The organism is Exiguobacterium sp. s149, assembly GCF_018618395.1.
GTDB classification, from domain to species: Bacteria; Bacillota; Bacilli; order Exiguobacteriales; family Exiguobacteriaceae; genus Exiguobacterium; species Exiguobacterium chiriqhucha.
On sequence record NZ_JACSLZ010000001.1, the window covers coordinates 130,752 to 148,987 of the forward strand.

13 protein-coding genes are annotated in these 18,236 nt (G+C 52.8%); all 13 read right to left on the minus strand.

Going from position 1 to position 18,236, the window contains the following annotated elements:
• Window positions 1–8: 8 nt before the first annotated feature.
• A complete protein-coding gene (gene polA / locus KNP81_RS00690) occupies window positions 9–2,606 on the minus strand; it encodes a DNA polymerase I (protein ID WP_214717506.1) in 2,598 nt (865 codons plus the stop codon).
• 207 nt (window positions 2,607–2,813) lie between these two features.
• Complete coding sequence (gene pnpS, locus KNP81_RS00695) at window positions 2,814–4,541, minus strand: two-component system histidine kinase PnpS (RefSeq protein ID WP_214717508.1); 1,728 nt, start codon at window positions 4,539–4,541, stop codon at window positions 2,814–2,816.
• A complete protein-coding gene (locus KNP81_RS00700; RefSeq protein ID WP_214717510.1) occupies window positions 4,538–5,242 on the minus strand; it encodes a response regulator transcription factor in 705 nt (234 codons plus the stop codon). Before KNP81_RS00700 ends, pnpS begins: the two co-directional genes overlap by 4 nt.
• Window positions 5,243–5,427: 185 nt before the next feature.
• On the minus strand, window positions 5,428–6,363 hold the full coding sequence (gene mdh / locus KNP81_RS00705; protein ID WP_214717512.1) for a malate dehydrogenase: 936 nt from the start codon (window positions 6,361–6,363) through the stop codon (window positions 5,428–5,430).
• 30 nt (window positions 6,364–6,393) lie between these two features.
• Window positions 6,394–7,662, minus strand: a complete 1,269-nt coding sequence (gene icd, locus KNP81_RS00710; protein WP_214718336.1) for an NADP-dependent isocitrate dehydrogenase — start codon at window positions 7,660–7,662, stop codon at window positions 6,394–6,396.
• 118 nt (window positions 7,663–7,780) lie between these two features.
• Entirely contained in the window at window positions 7,781–8,893 is a 1,113-nt protein-coding gene (citZ, locus tag KNP81_RS00715; protein WP_214717515.1) for a citrate synthase, read from the minus strand.
• Between the two features lie 183 nt (window positions 8,894–9,076).
• Complete coding sequence (locus KNP81_RS00720) at window positions 9,077–9,541, minus strand: DUF441 domain-containing protein (RefSeq protein WP_021065622.1); 465 nt, start codon at window positions 9,539–9,541, stop codon at window positions 9,077–9,079.
• Window positions 9,542–9,608: 67 nt separating this feature from the next.
• A complete protein-coding gene (gene pyk / locus KNP81_RS00725; RefSeq protein WP_214717517.1) occupies window positions 9,609–11,351 on the minus strand; it encodes a pyruvate kinase in 1,743 nt (580 codons plus the stop codon).
• Window positions 11,352–11,446: 95 nt separating this feature from the next.
• Window positions 11,447–12,415, minus strand: a complete 969-nt coding sequence (gene pfkA, locus KNP81_RS00730; RefSeq protein ID WP_214717519.1) for a 6-phosphofructokinase — start codon at window positions 12,413–12,415, stop codon at window positions 11,447–11,449.
• A 160-nt stretch (window positions 12,416–12,575) separates the two neighbouring features.
• Window positions 12,576–13,511, minus strand: coding sequence for an acetyl-CoA carboxylase carboxyltransferase subunit alpha (locus tag KNP81_RS00735; RefSeq protein WP_214717521.1), 936 nt, complete (start codon window positions 13,509–13,511; stop codon window positions 12,576–12,578).
• The gene (accD, locus tag KNP81_RS00740) at window positions 13,504–14,358 is read right to left on the minus strand and encodes an acetyl-CoA carboxylase, carboxyltransferase subunit beta (RefSeq protein ID WP_214717523.1); all 855 of its coding nucleotides are present in this window, start codon (window positions 14,356–14,358) and stop codon (window positions 13,504–13,506) included. Before accD ends, KNP81_RS00735 begins: the two co-directional genes overlap by 8 nt.
• Before the next feature lie 14 nt (window positions 14,359–14,372).
• Window positions 14,373–14,927, minus strand: a complete 555-nt coding sequence (locus tag KNP81_RS00745) for a FadR/GntR family transcriptional regulator (protein WP_021065617.1) — start codon at window positions 14,925–14,927, stop codon at window positions 14,373–14,375.
• 74 nt (window positions 14,928–15,001) lie between these two features.
• Window positions 15,002–18,172 carry a DNA polymerase III subunit alpha gene (gene dnaE, locus KNP81_RS00750; RefSeq protein WP_353048063.1) on the minus strand — a complete coding sequence of 1,057 codons (3,171 nt, stop codon included), beginning with the start codon at window positions 18,170–18,172 and terminating at the stop codon, window positions 15,002–15,004.
• Window positions 18,173–18,236: the final 64 nt, after the last annotated feature.

Below are 18,236 nucleotides of genomic sequence, written 5' to 3' on the forward strand. Positions count from 1 at the left end.
TCTCGATCTTATTTCGTGTCGAACCACGTCTCACCGAACGAACCGTCCGCGCGGAGCGGGACGTCCAATGTGATTGTGTGCTCCATCGCTTGTTTGACGATTTTTTCGAGCGCTTCCGTCTCTTCTTTCGGCCCTTCGAAGATGAGTTCATCGTGGACTTGAAGCAATAGTTTCGACTTAAGTCCCGACTCTCGGAGCGCCACGTCGACGTCAATCATCGCTTTCTTGATAATATCGGCTGCCGTCCCTTGAATCGGCGTATTGATGGCCGTCCGTTCGGCGAAACCGCGCAAGTTGAAGTTGCGTGAATGGATGTCCGGGATATTGCGGCGGCGTTTCAACATCGTCTCGACGTAGCCGTGTTCCCGGGCCCGTTCGATGGCAGCATCCATGAACCGTTTCACTCCTGGGAATTGCTCGAAGTACGTATCGATGAACGTCTGCGCTTCTTTTCGGCTGATACCGAGGTTTTGCGACAGCCCATAATCACTGATGCCGTAGATAATCCCGAAGTTGACTGCTTTCGCTTGACGACGCATGAGCGACGTCACTTCTTCTTTGGCGACCCGGAACACGTTGGCTGCCGTCGACGTATGAATATCCTCGTCATGCAGGAACGCCTCGAGCATCTTCTCATCTTGTGACATGTGGGCCATGATGCGGAGCTCGATTTGCGAGTAGTCGACCGCATAGAGTACCCAGTCTGCCTCGCTCGCTGTGAACGCTTTACGAATGCGACGTCCTTCTTCCAAGCGAATCGGGATGTTTTGCAAGTTCGGGTTGACCGAAGATAACCGTCCCGTCTGCGTCAACGTCTGCGTGTAACGGGTATGGATTTTCCCGTCGTCCTTGATGACTTTTTGTAGCCCTTCGACGTACGTCGACTGCAACTTTCCGAGTTCACGGTAATGCATGATATGTTCGACGATTGGGTGAAGCGGTGCGAGTTTTTCCAGTACGTCCGCCGCCGTCGAGTATCCCGTCTTCGTCTTCTTGACCGGCGGCAACGCCAACTTCTCGAATAGGATGACGCCGAGTTGCTTCGGTGAATTGATATTGAACGTTTCGCCAGCGAGGCTGTGAATTTCGGTCTCGAGTTGAAGCAAGCGTTCGCGGAGATCGTCTTCCATCACCTTCAATGTCGCCACGTCGACGTGAATCCCGGCCCACTCCATCTCAGCGAGCACCGAGGCGAGCGGCCGTTCCAAATCTTCATACAGCGATGTCTGTTCGTTTTGGACAAGCTCGTTACTGACGTTCACGAACAACGTCAAGATGGCCATCGCCTTCTCCCCGAGGTGTTGCTCGAGGACATCTTGTTCCGGCACGTGCATTTTTGCCCCTTTTCCATACACGGGCTCATCTTCCGGCAAGGCGTATTCGAAATGGGCGGCAATCGAGTCGAGCGTCGTCCCGCCTGACAAGTTGAGCAAATAGCCAGCGACGAGCAAGTCCTCGTAGCCTCGGAGCGACACGCCGTGGCGTTTCAATTGAATGATCGTCTGTTTCGCATCGAGACAAATCGTGGCCCGGTTTTCATCCGCCAGCCATTCGCGGACAGCCGGCACGTCTAAGAGCGATACGTCACCGACGGTCACCCCGGCTTTTGAAGCGATGGCCACGCCAATGACCGATTCTTCGAAATAATCGTCGCGAAGTTGCTCGAGGAAGAGGACCGCTTCTGTCAAATCTTGCTCGTCAATCCCGATATGGTTCACATCACGCACTTCCACGGCTTCCTCGCTCGCCGCGTCGAGACTCAGTTTCCCGAGAAGCGACTTGAACTGCAGGCTCATGAACAGCGGCTTCACTTTTCCAGCGTCATACGGATGGAACGTGAGCTCGTCCATGGTAACGTCAATCGGCACGTCGGTAAAAATCGTCGCCAATTGTTTCGACATGAGCGCTTCCCGCTCGTTCGCCTCGACCTTCTCTTTTTGCTTCCCTTTCAGTTCATGCGTATGTTCATATAGGCCTTCCACAGAACCGTAAGCTGTGAGCAATTTGAGGGCCGTCTTCTCACCGACACCGGGGATGCCGGGGATGTTATCGGATTTATCGCCCATCAGACCTTTCAAATCAATCATTTGAAGCGGGGTCAGTCCCTCGTATCGCTCGTGGAACGCCGCTGCGTCCATCGTCTCGACGTCAGTGATGCCGCGCTTTGTCAAATAGACGGTGACACGGTCGTCAATCAACTGCAGTAAATCCTTATCACCCGTGACGACCGTCACTTGGTCGAACGCGGTATTTTTTGAAAGCGTCCCGATGATGTCATCGGCCTCGTACTGGTCGAGTTCGAGCACTTTTATACCGAACGCCTCGCAAATCTCACGGACAATCGGGAATTGCTCGCGGAGCTCACCCGGTGTCTTTTGCCGTCCGCCTTTATAGTCGGCATACGTGTCGTGGCGGAACGTCTTTTTCGACGCATCGAACGCGACCGCGAAATGTGTCGGCTGTTCGTCTTCCATCAGCTTCAATAACATCATCGTGAACCCGTACACGGCGTTCGTGTTTCGACCGCTCGCATCCGTCATCGGAGGCAACGCGAAAAAGGCACGATACGTGAGTGAGTTTCCGTCAAGGAGTAGTAGTTTATTCATTGGACAACCTCCATTCTATCTGGTTCCATCATATCATACGGGTACATGCGTTCGAAAAAAAAGACCCTTTTCTAGGTACTAGAAAAGGGTCGATCTTCCCGATCGAGTGGAGATGAGCACCAATCGGGACACGAGATGATGAAGAGGTCTCATCCATAGAGTAGCATCGCTTTGTAAAGCCGGTATGAATTCACCATGAATTCCTTGTTAAGCACTCGGGAATTTGATGGTGAACGTCGTTCCTTCGCCTTCGACGCTATCGACTTGAATCGTCGCGTGATGGAGATCGACGATATGCTTGACGATGGCAAGACCAAGACCCGTCCCGCCGGAGTTTCGGCTCCGCGCCTTATCGACCCGGTAGAACCGTTCAAAGATTCGGCCCACTTCTTTCGGCGCGATGCCGATGCCGTTGTCTTTGACAATCAAATAAGAGCCGTCCGGTCTCTTCTCGACCGCAATCTCGACCTGGCTACCTTCCGGCGAGTAATTGATCGCATTGGCGACGAGATTCAAGATGACTTGTTTGATTCGGTTCATGTCCGCCTGCAAGACGACTTCCCCATCATGACGCGACTCCAAGTGAATCGATTTCTGCTCCGCTTTTTGACTGAGCACGAGACAGACTTCCTCGACGAGCTGATTGAGTTGGACCGGGGTGAACTCCAAATGGAAGTCTTCCCGTTCGAGCCGCGACAGTTCGAGCAAGTCCTCGACGAGCATCTGCATGCGCGTCGCTTCCTTTTGAATGATATCCAAGAATTGATCGCGTAGTTCCGGCACTTCTTTCGCCCCGTCGAGCAGCGTCTCGCTGAAACCACGAATCGACGTGAGCGGCGTCTTCAGTTCATGACTGACGTTCGCGACGAAATCCTTGCGCATCTTCTCAAGTCGCTTCAACTCGCTGATGTCGTTAAAGAGAAGCGTCGTCCCGCGCAACATGCCTGTATCACTGAAAATCGGTGCGGCCGATACCATATACGTCTTTTGGTTGAAACCGGACCGAATCGATAGTTGTCGGCGATGCGGCTCCTCTGTCAAATAGACGTCTTCAATCAGCGTCTCAACGTCCGGGCTCGGCAAGATCCCATGATAAAACTGACCGACCATCAACTCATCATATTGGAACATGTCGCGATACGAGCGGTTGACGAGCGTCACGATGCCACGTTCGTCGACCAAAAGTAACCCTGCTCCCATATACTCGATGAGCGACTCAAGCCTTGCCCGTTGAACCGATTCCCCGAGTGAGATTGTCTCCAAGTTGCGGGCGAGCACGTTAATCGACCCGGCCAGGCTGCCCGTCTCCTCATCGTTTCGCAACTCGTAGACTCGGGCCCGATAGTTCCCGTCCGCCAGTTCTCGCAAGACGATGGTCGCCTCGTCGATTGGTCGGATGAATTGGTTCGTCAGGTTGTGTAACACGAAAAGGATTAAGAAGAACGAGAAAATCAAGGCTAGCGCGATGGTCAGCCAAATCCGGTCATACACCCCTTCCAAATCGGAGACGTAACGGATAAAACTCAAATATACCGTGTCATCGGATGACAGTTCGATCGGCTTCGTGAACTGAATCAAGTCCTCGCGTGTCTCGTTGCCGAACGTCCCGCCTTCCGGAATCGACGAGGCATCCATCCGGAAATCAAAGGAACCGACCCGAAACGGTGTCCCGGCGATGACTTCCATCCGACGATTGAGGAGCAAGATATCGAAACTGCTCTCATCATCGATTTGACCGACGTAGTCTTGGATGTCCGCAAGGTCGCCTCCGTCTAAATAGAGCGCGGCCAACTCAGCGTCTTCTTTCAACCGGTCGCGTTCAGAATCCAAATAAAAGTCTTTGAACAATTGACCGAGCACGATTCCGAGGGTCAATAAGACGCCCGTCACGAGCAGGATGAGCGTCGTCAAAAACCGCGAGCGGTACGTCTTCATTCGGCCATCGGCTCTTCCATCTTATAACCGAGGCCGCGAATCGTCTTGATATAGGTCGGTTTTTTCGTCACCGGCTCAATCTTCTCGCGGAGGTGGCTGATGTGGACGTCCACGATGCGCGTATCTCCGACGAAGTCGTAATTCCAAATCGCCGACAAGAGCTGGTCGCGCGTCAAGACGCGTCCTTTGTTCTTGGCCAGGTAGGCCAACAGTTCGAACTCTTTCGGTGTCAATTCGAGGCGTTCGCCGTTCTTGAACACTTCATAGTTCGACGCGATGATTTTCACGTCGCCAATCTCGATGACGTCCGTGTCCGTCGCCCGCGCTTCTTGTGGGGCCGAACGGCGTAGGATAGCTTTGACCCGGGCTACGACTTCCCGTGGGCTGAACGGCTTCGTCAAATAGTCATCGGCACCGAGTTCGAGGCCGAGCACTTTATCGAACTCATCGTCTTTCGCCGTCAACATGAGAATCGGTGTGTTCACTTTTTGTTGGCGGAGCCGTTTACAAACCTCAAGACCGTCCATCTCAGGCAACATCAAATCGAGGACAATCAAGACGGCATCTTGTTTCTCGGCCAGTTCAAGTCCGGTCTTTCCATCGTGCGCCGTCTCGACTTCGAACCCGGCTTGTTCTAAATTAAACTTTAATAACGTCGCAATCGACACCTCGTCATCGACAACAATTACTTTATCAGCCACGCTTAGTTCCTCCTCTAATCTATCTGTTCAGTCATGTACACTACCTATTTTACAAATCAATGCCACGTACGACCAACCTCAAAGCAAATCTTTACAAAAACAAAACAAATCCACGTTCTGCTTTCAGTGTAGCATGTGCCACGCATACAAAAAACCTCGTCTGCCATGGCAGACGAGGTAAGCCCTCAGTTGAGGACGTTCAGGACGGAGCGGACCGAGTCGGCTGATCGCTGTAGCGCCGCCGTTTCGGCTTCCGTCAATTCAAGTTCGAGCACACGTTCGATCCCGTTCGCACCAAGAATCGTCGGAACTCCGAGATACATGTCGTGGAAACCGTATTCGCCGTCGAGATACGCGATGGCCGGTAAAATACGCCGTTGATCTTTGAGAATCGCTTCGACCATCTCGACGAGGGCCGCGGCCGGCGCATAGTAGGCCGATCCGTTCCCGAGCAGTTGGACAATCTCACCGCCGCCTTTACGGGTCCGATTGACGATCGCTTCGATGCGGTCGGTCGGCAACAATTTCTCGAGCGGGATTCCCCCCGCATACGAGTAGCGGATGAGCGGGACCATGTCATCCCCGTGCCCACCGAGCACGAATCCAGAGACGTCCTTCACGGATATATTCAACTCCGCAGCGACGAACGTCCGGAACCGGGCCGTATCAAGCACACCGGATTGACCAATGACACGCTCTTTCGGGAAGCCTGACTCTTTGAAGGCGGCATACGTCATCGCGTCGACCGGGTTCGTCAAGACGATGATAATCGCATCCGGTGAGTAACGGGTCACTTCTTTCGTGACCGCCCGCATCACTTTGGCGTTCGTCGAGACGAGGTCGTCCCGGCTCATGCCTGGCTTGCGCGCGATTCCCGCTGTGATGACTACGATATCCGAGCCCGCCGTTTCGGCATAGTCCGACGTCCCTGTAATCCACGAGTCAAACCCTTGAATCGGCGCCGTCTCTTGCATATCGAGCGCTTTTCCTTTCGTCGGGTTCTCGTTTTCTTTGATATCGAGCAAGACGACGTTACCGAGTTCTTTTTGAGCCAAATACAGTGCCGTCGTGGCCCCCGTGAATCCGCTACCGATAACCGAGATTTTATTGCGACGAATCATTGTGCTCTCCCCCTTGGTTTAGCTGATGTCTTACATGTTTTTAATTAATTCATCCGCAAACTCTGAACACTTCACTTCTGTCGCGCCGTCCATGAGACGAGCGAAATCGTATGTGACGACTTTCGAGGCAATCGTCTTTTCCATCGAGTTGATGATGAGGTCAGCCGCTTCGTTCCAGTTCATATGACGAAGCATCATTTCACCTGACAAGATGACCGATGATGGGTTGACCTTGTCGAGGCCGGCATACTTAGGTGCCGTACCGTGTGTCGCTTCGAAGATGGCATGGCCCGTCACGTAGTTGATGTTTGCTCCAGGGGCGATTCCGATTCCACCGACTTGGGCAGCGAGTGCATCCGAGATGTAGTCACCGTTCAAGTTCATCGTTGCCACGACATCGAACTCACGAGGACGTGTTAAAATCTGTTGCAAGAAGATATCAGCGATTGAATCTTTTATGATGATTTTGCCTTCTGCTTCTGCTTTCGATTGCGCTTCATTCGCAGCCGCTTCGCCTGACTCTTCTTTGATACGGTCATACTGCGCCCATGTGAAGACTTTGTCGCCGTACTCTTCTTCTGCAAGCTCATAGCCCCAGTTTTTGAAGGCGCCTTCTGTGAACTTCATGATGTTCCCTTTATGGACGAGCGTGAGCGATTTACGGTTGTTCGCGATGGCGTACTCGAGAGCCGCACGAACAAGACGTTTTGTACCTTCAGACGAGATTGGCTTGATCCCGATTCCAGACGTTTCTGGGAAACGGATTTTGTTGACGTTCATCTCTTCTTTCAAGAATGAGATCAACTTCTTCACTTCGTCGCTACCTGACGCGTATTCGATTCCTGCGTAGATATCTTCTGTGTTCTCACGGAAGATGACCATGTCTGTATCCTCTGGGCGTTTGACCGGTGAAGGGACGCCTGTGAAGTAACGGACCGGGCGCAAGCACGTGTACAAGTCAAGTTCTTGACGGAGTGCTACGTTGAGTGAACGGATTCCGCCGCCGACCGGTGTCGTCAATGGACCTTTGATGGCAATCAAATATTCACGGATTTGATCGAGTGTCTCGTTTGGAAGCCATTCGCCTTTTTGGTTGTAGGCCTTCTCCCCAGCGTACACTTCCATCCATTCGATTTTCTTCTCGCCGCCATATGCTTTTTCGACAGCCGCATCGAAGACGCGTACTGATGCGTTCCAAATATCAGGTCCTGTGCCGTCGCCGATGATAAATGGAATCGTCGGTACGTTTGGTACGTTTAATACACCGTTTTCAACTGTAATCTTTTCGTTTTGTGTCAACATAATGAATCCCCCTAAGTACATTTATGTAGGCCGACGCGAGCGCCGACCTACGTCAATTGTTAGTTTACCAAAGTTTATGTCTAAATTGTGACTCGAACTTCTCGTTCGGCGTCAATTAACGCTCGTTCACCGGGACGTATGACCGGTTCGTCTCGCCGATGTATTCAGCGCGAGGACGGATCAAACGGTTGTCCGCGTACTGCTCGAGGATGTGGGCAATCCAGCCCGACATGCGTGAGACAGCAAAGATTGGCGTGAACAACTCTTCGTCGAGACCGAGCGCGTAATATGTTGACGCCGAATAGAAATCGACGTTCGGTTTCAAGCCTTTTTCCGTCTCGACGAGATGATCGATTTTCTCAGACATCTCGTACCATTCCGGTTCGCCGATTTGGGCCGTCAATTGGCGGCTCATCTCTTTCAAATGTTTCGCGCGTGGGTCGCCGTCCTTATAGACACGGTGACCGAAGCCCATAATCTTCTCACGGCGTTCGAACTTGCCGCGGACGTAGTCTTCGACTTTGTCGACCGATCCGATTTCATGAAGCATCTTCATGACCGCCTCGTTCGCACCACCGTGGAGCGGGCCTTTAAGGGCGCCCATCGCCGCCGTCACACCTGAATAAATATCCGACAATGTGGCGACGCAGACGCGGGCCGTGAACGTCGAAGCGTTCAATTCATGGTCGGCGTGAAGGATGAGTGCCTTGTCAATCGTCTTCTCGGCGACCTCGCTCGGCTCTTCTCCATTCAACATGTACAAGAAGTTGCCCGCATAAGACAAGCCCTGTTTTGGTGCAACCGGTTGTTCGCCTTTACGAAGACGAGCAAATGCCGTCACAATCGTGGCGATTTGCGCTTGGAGACGAATCGCTTTGCGCATGTTCACTTCCGGACTCATATCTTCAGACTCTTCATCATAAAGCGCGAGCTGTGAAAGTGCAGTCCGAATCGTCGCCATCGCATTGGCCGATTTCGGTGCCCGTTCGAGCGTCGCGATGACGTCTTCTGGCAATTTGGCTTCTTTCACGAGCGCTGCTGAGAGCTCGGTTAATTCATCTACTTTCGGAAGGCGGTCGTTCCATAATAGGAAAATAACCTCTTCGAATGTGGCATGATCTGCCAAATCGTCAATCGTGTATCCTCCGTAAGTCAATTGTCCGTCGATAATCGAACTGACTTTTGAGGCCGCTGCCACAATTCCTTCTAAACCTTTTGTCGTTGACATCAATAACTCCCCCTCAGTCTTTAAAAGTGATCGACCGCATATACAGTCTGTGTGTAGGGAATAAGGGCGAGGAGTCGAAGACTCTCCCCAATCCGTTTCGAGCTCGCTCCACCCTGTCCTTTATCTAGTATAAACAATTTACTGAAAAAAAGAAATGTAAGCGTATCCAGCCGTCAAAAAATGTCAAAACCATTTTTGTAACAGGCTAAATCCACCTAAAATCAAGGCGGCGATGCCGGCTCCGACGAGCGGTCCGACCGGCACGCCTTTCATGAAACCGACGGCCAGGATGGTCCCAGCGAGCAATGCCGTCGTCACGACGGGGTCGACCCGCATCAATTGAACCCCTTGGCCGGCGGCGAGCGCGACGAAGATTCCAGAGGCGAACGCGATGATGCCGACTGGACCTTTAATACTATTCCACAATTCCCGGAATCCGATGTCGCCTGTCGCAATCGGCACGAGGACGGCAATTGTAATAATCGTTACGCCCCAATGGATGCCTTTTGAGGCGAGCGTCGGGAACAATTGGTCGCCGAATCCGACCGCTTTAATAATCAAGAGGACACTGCTGGCGATGATGACCGACTGGTTATGGGAGATAACCCCAATCAATACGAGCAACAGCAAGAATAAATAGGCACTCATCACACACTCTCTTTCTGAATGGAAAAAGAACCGACCTCATGAAAAGGTCGGTTCGATTGGCATTCGATTACGCGTTGTAGATTTTACCAGTAAGTGGGTCGATTGAAATCATCTGTCCGTCGCGGAACGTTGATGTCGCTGATTCGACACCGACGATAACCGGCTTGCGGAGTGATGGTCCAACGATACCGGCATGGCTCGTCAATCCACCGTCTTCTGTGATGATTCCAGCCGCTTTTTCAATCGCTGGCATCATTTCTTTATCTGTGAATGGTGCGACGAGGATCATGCCCTCTTTCGCTTTCGCATTCGCCTCGTCTGCATTGTTCGCAACGACGACTTCACCGACGAGACCACGCTCACCGATGCCGCGTCCGTTTGCGAGGGCGTGACCGACGATATGAACTTTCATCATGTTCGTCGTACCAGCTGTCGCAGCCGGGATACCAGCCGAGATGACGACGAGGTCACCGTCTGTAACGAATCCAGCGTGACGAGCTGCTTCTGAAGCTTGTACCAGCATCTCATCCGTGTTGTTCGGCATCGTGTCAGCCACGATTGGGTACACGCCCCAAACGAGGTTCAATTGACGTGCCACACGCTCTGACTCTGTGACCGCGATGATGTTCGCCTCTGGACGATACTTCGCTGTACGAGCAGCCGTGTAACCTGATTGTGTCGGTGTCAAGATCGCTTTCGCGTTCAAGTTGATTGCCGTGTGGGCAACCGCTTGTGAGATCGCATCCGTTACCGTGTGCTCACTGCGTTTCTGACGATCTTTGAGCAAGTTTTTGTAGTCGAGCATTTGCTCAGTACGAACAGCGATTGCTGCTTGCATTTGAACTGACTCGATTGGGTAATCCCCTGCTGCCGTCTCACCTGAAAGCATGACTGCGTCCGTACCATCGAGGATGGCGTTGGCAACGTCAGATGCTTCCGCACGTGTTGGACGCGGGTTGCGTTGCATTGAATCAAGCATTTGTGTGGCCGTGATGACCGGTTTCCCGAGGTCGTTACATTTCTTGATCAATTCTTTTTGAACTGGTGTGACTTCTTCTGTTGGGATCTCGATTCCGAGGTCACCACGAGCGACCATCAAACCGTCAGAAATCGCCAAGATTTCGTCGATGTTGTCGACACCTTCTTGGTTTTCGATTTTTGGATAGATTTTGATGTGTGACGCGTTGTTGCGTTCAAGAAGTTGACGAATCTCAACGACGTCAGACGCACGGCGGACGAACGATGCCGCGATGACATCGATGTCTTGTGAAATCCCGAACTCGATGTCGGCGATGTCTTTGTCTGTAAGGGCAGGAAGGTTTACCTTGACGTTAGGCAAGTTGACACCTTTCTTCGTCTTGATAACGCCTTCGTTTTCGATGACGCAGCGAAGATCACGGTTCGGGAGCTTCTCAACGACAAGGAGACCGATGAGTCCGTCATCGAGCATGATGCGTGACCCGACTTCAACGTCTTCGTAGAGACCTTCGTACGTGACCGAGAAACGATCTTTCGTTCCGACGAATTCTTCTGTCGAGACGATGATGACTTCTTTGCCTTTTTCGAGGAGTGCTTTTCCGTCTTCAAACGTATGTGTACGGATTTCAGGACCTTTCGTGTCAAGAAGGACCGTCACGACTTTGCCGGCAGCTTTTGCTGCTTCGCGGATGTCGCGGATACGTGCGCCGTGCTCTTCATAGTCACCGTGTGAGAAGTTGAGGCGGGCGACGTTCATACCGGCTTCAATCATTTCCGGAAGACGTTTCTCTGAAGCTGGTCCAATCGTACATACAATTTTCGTTCTACGCATAAATAAAAACCTCCTAGGGGATGTATTACATTTACACACAGAAAACGGGGGGTCAACCGACCTGATCCCGTCTCTGTGGAGTTCACTGGTACTCGTTAAATCGAAAGTTGGTTCGAAAGATCGATCAACTGCATATCGAGCGTGTGCTTGTTGTGATCGAGCGCTTCGTCGATATCGAGATCCATCATCTTACCGGCACGAATGCCGACGACACGTCCTGCCTTGCCTTCGAGTAAAATCTCGACAGCGTAAGCACCCATGCGGCTCGCAAGCACGCGGTCCGCAGCAGTCGGGGAACCGCCACGTTGAATGTGTCCAAGAATCGTCACGCGTGTCTCTGAGTTTGTCTTCTCAGCGATCATTTTTCCGATCTCTTCGGCACTGCCGGCGCCTTCAGCGACGACGACGATCGAGTGTTTCTTACCGCGAGCCACACCATGGTTGATGCGTTCCACGATCGCACTCAAGTCTTCTGGACGTTCTGGGACGAGGATTGACTCGGCACCACCGGCAAGACCGGCATAAAGTGCGATATCACCTGCGTCACGGCCCATCACTTCAATGACATACGTCCGTTCATGCGACGACGCCGTGTCACGGATTTTGTCAATCGCGTCAAGCGCCGTATTGAGCGCCGTATCGAACCCGATTGTCGCGTCCGTTCCTGGGATATCGTTGTCGATCGTTCCTGGAAGCCCGATTGTCGGGAATCCAAGTTCCGTCAACTTCTGGGCGCCACGGTAAGAACCGTCGCCCCCGATGACTACAAGCGCGTCGATATTGAATTTCTTCAACTGCTCGACCGCTTTGGCACGGCCCTCTTCCGTTCTAAACTCAGGGCAACGGGCAGAACGTAAGAAAGTTCCTCCACGCTGGATGATATCACCGACAGAACCGAGGTTCAATTCAACGAGATCTCCTTCGATTAGACCTTGATAGCCGTTATACACACCGTACACTTCTAGACCTTCGAAAATCGCTTTTCGGGTCACGGCACGGACTGCAGCGTTCATTCCGGGGGCGTCTCCCCCACTTGTCAATACCGCAATACGTTTTAAATTCACGTCACTCACCTCTTATGTGTTTTAACGAAATCTGAAAATAAAATACCATGTCTGACCTTTGTTTTACAACACAAGTATGTGAAAAAAAAGCATGGGGTGTGCTCAAAAGCAGTCAACCCGTGAGTGATTTAACGTGAACGCAAAGCGATTGTTAACGTTTTCACGAGCCAATTGTGCCAATTTCATGATATTTGGTAGCGCGCCCTTGCAACAACTCGTTTTGAGTCCGTCCTCGCAACTCAGTCATGTGTTGTGCTAATACAGGCTTTAAGAGCGATGACTGTAATGACACATCGATATGGGCCCCACCGAACACCTCGGTGACGACTTCATCGACAATCCCTAAATTCAACAAATCTTGTGCAGTAATCTTCATCGTTTCCGCAGCGCGTTCCGCAAGCTTCGCGTCTTTCCAAAGCAGGGCAGCCGCGCCTTCTGGTGAAATGACCGAGTACGTGCTGTTTTCAAGCATGAGCAACCGGTCGCAAACACCAATCCCGAGCGCACCGCCCGATCCGCCTTCCCCGATGACAATCGAGATAATCGGAACTTTCAACGTCGCCATTTCAAACAAGTTGCGGGCAATCGCTTCGCTTTGTCCACGCTCTTCGGCCGCTTTCCCAGGGTAGGCGCCTTTTGTATCGATGAACGTAATGACCGGACGATTGAACTTCTCTGCTTGCTTCATGAAACGAAGTGCTTTGCGATAGCCTTCTGGATGAGGCATCCCGAAGTTGCGTTTCATGTTCTCTTTCGTGTTCCGCCCACGTTGATGACCGATAATCGTCACCGGGACACCGTCGAGTGTGGCCAATCCCGCTACAATCGCAGCGTCATCGTAGCCGTGACGGTCACCGTGCAACTCAATGAAATCCGGGAACAGGCGATCGATATAATCGAGCGTCGTCGGCCGTTTCGGATTTCGCGCCAGCTGCACGCGATCCCACGGTTTCATATTCCCATAAATGTCTTTTTCTAATCGATGGAGCTTCGCTTCAAGGTGACGGATCTCACGGGATAAATCGATTCCTTTCGTCTCCGCCGTCTCACGCAACTTCCCGAGCTGTTCATTTACTTCTTTGATTGGATCAAACATGATGGACCTCCCCGCCGTGTAACTCAATCATCTTCTTCAAGAACGAACGCATCTGTTCACGATGAACAACGGCGTCCAGTTGACCCGCTTCTAATAGAAACTCGGCAGTTTGGAAGTTGTCTGGCAATTTTTCACGAATTGTCTGTTCGATGATGCGACGACCGGCAAAGCCAATCAACGCTCCCGGTTCGGCAACGTTTACGTCACCAAGCATCGCGAAACTCGCCGACACGCCACCTGTTGTCGGATGCGTCAAGTAGGCGACATACAGAAGACCCGCCTCGTCATGTTCTTTCAAGGCGATTGACGTATTGGCCATCTGCATCAAGCTGACCATGCCTTCTTGCATGCGGGCACCACCCGAGGCCGTGAACAGGACGACCGGCAATCCGTCTTTCGTCGCGGTCCGGACCGCCGAGGCGATCGCTTCTCCGACGTAGGCGCCCATCGACCCCATACGGAAGCGGGCATCCATGACGCAGACGACGACCGGCAGACCGTCGATTGTGGCACGACCGCAAACGATTGCTTCTTCAATCCCAGTTCGTTCCCTGTCTTTTTTCAATTTATCTTCATAATCTGGAAAATCAAGCGGGTTCTCTTTAACGAGCGGTCCCGCAAATTTTTCAAACGATTGACCATCGACCAACATGTGAATCCGCTCATCTGCACTGAGCGGGAAATGGTAGCCGCAATCACACACTTTATGATTCTCGTTTAACTGTTTCGTGTAATGCATATATTTACAAGATGGACATTTCGTCATCAAGCCTTGTGGTGCATCAATCTTTGGTTCTCGTTGACGCAATGGCATATATCGTTTAGGTTTCTTGAAAAAAGCAGTCATCGCTTCCCCCTCGTTCATTCCGGCATCCCCGCCCCACGCCACATCTCCAACAATCGTCTACGTTCGTCTTCCGTATATAGGTCGCCTGCGTCCGTGCCGTCATAAAACCGGTTCACTTCGCTCCAGATTCGAATGAACAGTTCATTCTTTAATCCGAAGATGAGGTTTTGCCTGAAGGCGCGGTCCGTCTCAACGCTCGACTCGAGCAACGCGATGCGTTCCGGGGTCGGTTCGACCTCCGTCAACGCCAAGCGCTCAAGCAAACGCAACATATCGACGATGTCCGACGCCTTCGTCTGTTTCGTGACGATGAACTCTGACAAGATTTCAATGTAACGGTGCCGATCCTGTTCGCACAAAAACGTGCCGCCGCCGTGTTTCGTCTCAACAATCCCAAGGAAGCTGAGAGCCCGTAATGCTTCACGGACTGACGCACGGCTGATGGACAGCGTTTCAGCGAGTTCCCGTTCTGACGGGAGACGGTCGCCCGGCTCGAGTGCGGCCTGGACGATTAACGTTCTGATTTTAGAAATGTTTTCGTGAAATGAGGATGCGTGTTTTCCATGCATCTGACCGTTCAACTCCCTTTTGGATGGCATTATCTCTAAAGTGGTCAGACCAATTAAACAGATTATACCACTTTTTATGACTTGGTACTAGTTCCCGTGCCGGGCAATTTCGAGTCGACCCGTTTCAACACGACATCCGTATCGCCGAACCGCTGCCTCAATCCTTGCAACAATGCTTCTGTCGGATTGACGGCATATGTCGAGGCGAGTTGTTTCACTTCTTTCGAATCAGAGAATCGGCAAATGACGGGGACATCCCCTGGCGCTGTTCGCAATAGTTCTTCAAGGTCGGCGAACGACTCCAGACGCAATCGGACAAACAACGCTTGGCCGTGGAGAGGCCGGACGCGTTCGACGACGAGTTGGCGACGCCCGTCCCGTTCATTCGGATGCACCTCGAGCAAGAGGACGTTCCCGACGTAAAGTGAACGAGAGAATTGGGTGAACACGCGTGGAAAAATCACGACCTCGTCTTGCGAGACGCCGTCATCGACCATGACAACACCCATCTCTTCATTCTTTTTCGTCTTGAACGTACGAATCGCATCGACATAGACGACGATGAATCCCCGTTCGCCGTTCAACACTTCATCGATCGTCACCGTCTCAATCGAGAGCGGGGCGACCGTCGTCAACGGCGAGTGGACGATCCACGTCCCGAGTGCTTCCCGTTCTTCTTCGGACCAATTCGGCTCGATTGGTGCCGAGCGCTTCAAACCGAGTGCGGACAGCTCATCTGGGAGCAGATGCGTCTCTGTCTCCTCGCGAAGCCGTTCAACGGCCTCGAACGCACGGTGGCGATCGCCGTGATACATCCGGTCGAGGGCACCGGCTCCGAGCAGGCGCCGCAACTTCGGCTGGTCTTTCGAGCCCCACTCCATCAGTTCGAGCAGACGTTTTACGTCGGTGAATTCGGAATGGTGTTCAATCAACCGTTCGACGTCGCGTTTCGTCAAGCCTTGGACCGCCTTCAACCCGAGACGGACCCCTGGCCCTTCTAAAAAGGCCCCGGCTTGGCCATGAAGGACGTCCGGCGGATAGACGGGAATTTTCCCTTTTCGCAGCATGCGAACGAGTTGGTTCGTCTTGTCGTACGTGACGAGATAAAAAATCCGTTCGAAGTGCGCCTTCACGAAAGCCAAGCGATAACTGATCAAGCTGTAGGCCACCGCGTGTGAACGGTTGAAGCCGTAGCCCGCGAACTTCTCAATCCACGAGAATACTTGTCGCATCGAGTCGCTGTCGAACCGCTCCGACGAACGTTCCAAGAATCGACTCTTCTCGACGTCGATGGCCGCCACATCTTTCTTGGCGATGGCACGGCGAATCAAATCGGCCTCGGCATACGAGTAGCCGGCAAGTTCTCGCAGGAGGCGCATGACTTGCTCCTGATAGACGAGCACGCCGTTCGTCGTACGCATAATCTCACCGACGACCGGGTGGACCGGCTGATGCGGCATGCCATGCTTTCGCTTCGCATACGTATCGATAAACTGCATCGGACCTGGACGATAGAGCGACATCGTGACGACGATATCCTCGAACGTGGTCGGCTTCACTTGCCGGAGCGCTTGTTTCATCCCTTCCGATTCGAACTGGAAAATCCCGTCCGTGTCACCGCGAGCGAGCACCCGCAACGTCTTGGCGTCATTCAATGGAATTGTCTTCAGCGAGAACAGTTCATCCGTCTCGCGAATGAGCGTCTCCATCTGACGGAGTCTCGTCAAGTTGCGCAGACCGAGCAAATCGATTTTCAACAGGCCGAGCGCTTCGAGATCCTTCATATTATATTGGGTCACTTGCTCCCCTGCTGTCGGCTGTAACGGGGTGACGTCATCAAGCGCGTCGCGACTGAGTACGAGTCCGGCCGCGTGGACCGAGGCTTGACGGGGCAATCCTTCGAGCTGGGCGGCGATGTGTAACAGTTGCGACCGCTTCTGACTGCCGGCAAACCATTTCATCTTTGTCGGATTGGCCAAAATCCCGGCCAACCCGTCGTCTTTCACTTGTTTGCTGGCCGCCTGCCCTTCTTCAAGCGTCAGCCCGAGCGCCCGCGCGACATCACGTAGCGCCGCTTTCGCGCCGAACGTCGCGAGCGTCCCGATTTGGGCGGCGTGGTTGGCCCCGTATTTATCGAGGACATAGCGGACGACCTCATCGCGCCGCTCGTCTTCGAAGTCTAAATCGATATCCGGCATCGTGATTCGTTCCGGGTTCAAAAAGCGTTCGAATAACAGCTCGAACCGGACCGGGTCGACCTCGGTGATGTGAAGCGCGAAACTGACGAGTGATCCGGCCGCGGACCCACGCCCAGGACCGACTTCAATGCCTTGCTCCTTAGCGTAGCGGACGATATCCTCGACGATGAGGAAATACGAGGCGAAACCGGTCCGCGCTATGACGTCGAGTTCATAGCGGGCTCGTTCGATATATTCCTCTTGGAACAAGTCGAGCGCCTTCAATCGTTCGGCGACGAGACGCTTCAGTCGGTCGATCGCATGTTCAATCTCTGGAATCGACGAGGTCGCCTCCGGCAAGCGTGTGACCGAGATGAGGGATTCGAACTCGTCCAACGCCTCAAGCTCGATCGGTTCGAACCAATCGTTCATTTCGCTCGGCAGTCTTACGTACTTTCCTTTCCGATGCACATCTTCTTGTGAGATGAGCTCGCCTTCACCGATGGCGACGATGGCGCGATACGCCTCGAAATCCTCCGGTCTCATGTAACACGTGTCCGGGGCCGGTACGAGTCGTGTCCCCAGTTCGTCACGCATCTCGCGTAATTGCCGGAGCATCAGCGTCTGTTCCGTCGATTGCGGCGCCGGCAACCCGAGCCACAGTCTGTCTTCATTCACGTAACCGAGCAAATGGTTATAGAGGCGGCGGCGGTGAACCGGGTCGTTCGTTTTCCAGTTCTCCGGTAAGATGAGCACGGCCAGTTCGGTCGCTTCGGTCAAGCCATCGGCCTGGACGATGCGATACAGTTCGGGCACTTGTTCATCTGTCAACGCATAGACGAGAACGGAGACATCGAATCCATCCATTCGCAGCGTCGTCCGTAATCCGATAACGGGTTTAACCGCATAGCGTTCACATAATCGGACGAATTGCGGCAAGCCGTATAACGCATCGTCGGCCAAGGCGACTGCTCGACTCCCCCGTTCGGCCATCTGGGCGACATACTGTTCGAGCCGAATCGTACTTTGCATCAAGCTATAAGCCGATCGTACATTTAAGTGGATCACAAGAGTCCCCCTTTCTTTTTTCACAATTGTCAAACTCATTTTGGCACTTGTCTGATACAATAAT

Bases quoted from the DNA above. Each gene is read 5' to 3' on its own strand.
- accD (WP_214717523.1), bottom strand. From the start codon at position 14,358: ATGACTGCTTTTTTCAAGAAACCTAAACGATATATGCCATTGCGTCAA.
- KNP81_RS00720 (WP_021065622.1), bottom strand. From the start codon at position 9,541: ATGAGTGCCTATTTATTCTTGCTGTTGCTCGTATTGATTGGGGTTATC.
- pnpS (WP_214717508.1), bottom strand. From the start codon at position 4,541: ATGAAGACGTACCGCTCGCGGTTTTTGACGACGCTCATCCTGCTCGTG.
- citZ (WP_214717515.1), bottom strand. From the start codon at position 8,893: ATGTCAACGACAAAAGGTTTAGAAGGAATTGTGGCAGCGGCCTCAAAA.
- KNP81_RS00735 (WP_214717521.1), bottom strand. From the start codon at position 13,511: ATGTTTGATCCAATCAAAGAAGTAAATGAACAGCTCGGGAAGTTGCGT.
- mdh (WP_214717512.1), bottom strand. From the start codon at position 6,363: ATGATTCGTCGCAATAAAATCTCGGTTATCGGTAGCGGATTCACGGGG.
- pyk (WP_214717517.1), bottom strand. From the start codon at position 11,351: ATGCGTAGAACGAAAATTGTATGTACGATTGGACCAGCTTCAGAGAAA.
- KNP81_RS00745 (WP_021065617.1), bottom strand. From the start codon at position 14,927: ATGCATGGAAAACACGCATCCTCATTTCACGAAAACATTTCTAAAATC.
- polA (WP_214717506.1), bottom strand. From the start codon at position 2,606: ATGAATAAACTACTACTCCTTGACGGAAACTCACTCACGTATCGTGCC.